Raw genomic sequence first — 3206 nt, forward strand, 5'->3', positions numbered from 1 at the left:
GGCTGATGCGCGTCGAGCATGAGTACGACCGTGGTGGAGCCCTGGCCTACCTGGCGGCACTCGACGTGCACTGCGGCAGGGTCTACGGCCGCTGCGAGCCGACCACCGGCCTGGTCCCGTTCGCGCGGCTGGTCGAGCAGGTCATGACCCGCGAACCCTACGCCTCAGCGCGGCGGGTGTTCTGGATCGTCGACAACGGCTCCTCCCACCGCGGGCAGGCGTCCATCGACCGCATGACCGCGGCGTGGCCCACCGCGACCGTGGTGCACACCCCGCTGCACGCCAGCTGGCTGAACCAAGTGGAGATCTACTTCTCCATCGTGCAGCGCAAGGTCGTCACCCCCAACGACTTCTACGACCTGGCCGACGTCGAGAGCCGGATCGAGGCGTTCCACGACCACTACAACCTCGGCGCACGGCCGTTCAACTGGCGATACACCAAGAAAGATCTCGACGCTCTCCTCAAACGCCTCGCCACCCACACGCCCCTACCCACCGCCGCGTGACACCCCCGACGAATTAACGGAAATGAGCACTAAGCTGACCAGAGACGCTCGTGTGCCAGGGCGCCATCCATTCCTCGGCTGGGTTCCAGCGCAGTTTTGTCTCGTGCCCGAGGGCGACGTTGTTGACGTCGATGAGGATTTCCGTCTTGCGTTGCTTGTTTCGTACCTGCCGCCCGGTGTAGCGCGGGATTGGCCAGGATGATTCGACCAACCGGCAGCCGACGCTCTCACAGCTGGTGGACCACCAAACGGGGCCGAGTCAACTGTAAGTGGCCGGTAAATGGCAGCCGGTCGAATCCCAGTGGTCAGGCTGGTCATCGAAGCGCGACCCGACGCTGCTTCAACGGGACCCGTGAGGCCGGGTTCGCATTGCGGTGACGTAGGCCTCGTCCTTCAGGCGCACGGCGGCTTGGTCGAGCGGCACTTCGTGGCCGTTGGCGCACATGATGTGGGCTGAGAGCGGGGCCTCACAGTCGCGATGAACGAGCTCGACACCGGTGCGGTGGTCGTCGCCGAGCAGCTCTCCCCACTGTACTAAGGCAACGATGATCGGGAAGAGTCCGCGCCCGCGCTCGGTGAGCACGTACTCGTCCCGGGTGCGCTTGCCGGCCTCTTGGTAGGGACGCCGGTCGACAATGCCGTCGGCGTACAACTGCTTGAGCCGCCCGGCAACGACGGCCTCGCTCAAGCCCGTGCGTCGGGCCAACTCGTCGAACTTCGTGCCCCCATAGAAGAGTTCGCGGACTACCAGCATCGCCGAGCGTGTGCCGATCAGATCGAGCGAGCGCTCGATGCGGCACCAGCCCTTCGCCGTCCACTCGTCACGCTCGGAGAACGCGCCCAGACGCTCAAGGACGTCGGCGGACTCAGCCTGTCCCTCGTCGTGATTCATGGCACCATCCTACCCCTGGCTTTGCTCATCACAAGTCAGGGTGTAACTTCTGGCTATGGTCTCCACTAGTCAGAGTTCCAGCGCGTCGGCTACTCCACCCTCCGTGGCGAACAGGTGGCCGAGCCTGTTGGTGGTCTGCATCGGCGCGATGATGTCTTTCATCAACGCCTCGTCGACCATCGGGGCGCTCGCCTCGATCCAGGACGACCTCCATGTCTCGGGCAGCACGCTGGTGTGGGTCACCAGTTCGTTCCAGCTCGCGTTGGTGAGTCTGGTGATGTCGGCCGGAACGTTCGGCGAGCTCTACGGTCGCCGCCTCACCTATCTCGTTGGCGTTGTGCTCTTGACCGTCGGCAGCGTGACAGCGTTCGCGGCCGCCAGCTCGGGCGTGTTGATCACCGGTCAGGCGATCATGGGTGTCGGCGCGGCAGCGATCCTGCCGTCCGGCCTGGCGATCGTGAGCACGAGCTTCCACGACCCCCACGAACGCACTGGTGCGATCAGCATCTGGGCAAGCTGCGCTGGACTCGGCCTGGCAATCGGGCCCCTCATTGCCGGCTTCTTGCTGGACCACTTCTCGTGGCACAGCGTCTACCTCACCAACGTTGTCCTCGGCGTCATGGCGATCGTGCTCACCGTGCTGGTCCTGAAGGAAAGCAAGCACCCCTCACGGCAGCTCGATCCGCTCGGCGTCGTCCTGGGAACGATCACGGTCGCGGCGGCGACGTACGCGATCATCGAGGGCGGCGCAAGCGGGTACGGCCAGCCGCCCATCGTCGTTGCCTACGTCGTAGCCGCCGTCGGTGCGATCGCCTTCCTGCGGGTCGAGTCGAGGCACCATGACCCGATGCTCGATCTGAGCCTGTTCCGTAGCGCGTCCTTCACCACGGTGATGCTGGTCGGCGCGGCCGCGATGTTCGGCTTCGTCGGGATCGCGCTGCTCAGCGTCCTCCACCTGGAACGGGTCGCCGGTCACGACGCATTCGGAGCTGGCGTGCGGCTGACGCCGATGATGGTCACCTACGTCGTATTCAGCGCCTTCGCCGCCCGGATCGTGCGGTCCGTCGGCTTCACCGTCACCCTGACCGCCGGGCTTGTACTGATGGGCGTGGGGGCACTCTCGCTGCTGTGGAACGGTGCGGACAACGGTTACTCCCACATGTGGCCAGGCCTGGCACTGGCCGGCATCGGCAGCGCCCTGCTTGTGGCACCGTCGACTGCCGCAGCCGTAAACAGCGTCAGCCCTCTTCAAGCGGGCATGGCGTCGGCAACAGTGAACCTGTTTCGCCAGCTCGGCTCGATGCTCGGCCCAGCCGTCCTCGGCACCATCGCCACCAGCCGCTTCCCCGCACTGCTGGCCGACGACCTCGGTGGCGACGGCCTACCTGCTGACAGCGCCACGTCAGTCGCCGCCGCCATCAGCCACGGCCAGGCACCGACAGTCGATGACGCAACGCTTGGGTTGCTCAGCCACGCCGTACCCGACGCCTTCTCCACGGCCTTGCACGGCGGACTGCTCACCGGCGGCATCGTCCTGCTCGTCGTCGCAGTCCTCGCTGCGCTCTTCGTACGCCACCGCTGAAAGGAACCCATCATGACCAGCGCCTACATCATCGACGCCGTCCGCACCCCGATCGCCAGAGGCAAGCCCGGCGGCGCCTACTCCGACATCCACCCCGTCGACCTGCACGCTCACACCCTCGCGGCACTCGTCGAGCGCATCGGAATCGACCCCGCTGCGGTCGATGACGTCATCAGCGGTGCCGTCGGACAGGTCGGCGAACAGTCCGGCAACACCGCACGGTGGG

3 protein-coding genes and 1 pseudogene are annotated in these 3206 nt (G+C 65.9%); 3 read left to right on the forward strand and 1 reads right to left on the reverse strand.

What is annotated here, in order from left to right; all coding sequences use genetic code 11:
- Positions 1-506: transposase (locus tag A6A27_RS07370; RefSeq protein WP_198940221.1), on the forward strand; the 506-nt coding region annotated here is incomplete at its 5' end.
- A gap of 340 nt (positions 507-846) precedes the next feature.
- On the opposite strand, the gene A6A27_RS07380 is transcribed toward A6A27_RS07370, so the two are convergent.
- Complete coding sequence (locus tag A6A27_RS07380; protein ID WP_073833799.1) at positions 847-1398, reverse strand: winged helix-turn-helix transcriptional regulator; 552 nt, start codon at positions 1396-1398, stop codon at positions 847-849.
- Positions 1399-1546: 148 nt separating this feature from the next.
- On the opposite strand from A6A27_RS07380, the gene A6A27_RS07385 reads away from it, so the two are divergent.
- Positions 1547-2980, forward strand: coding sequence for an MFS transporter (locus A6A27_RS07385; RefSeq protein WP_198940222.1), 1434 nt, complete (start codon positions 1547-1549; stop codon positions 2978-2980).
- 12 nt (positions 2981-2992) lie between these two features.
- Positions 2993-3206 (forward strand): annotated as a pseudogene (locus A6A27_RS07390) (steroid 3-ketoacyl-CoA thiolase); the annotation flags it as partial.

This window comes from Micromonospora sp. CB01531 (genome assembly GCF_001905095.1).
Lineage (GTDB): Bacteria > Actinomycetota > Actinomycetes > Mycobacteriales > Micromonosporaceae > Micromonospora.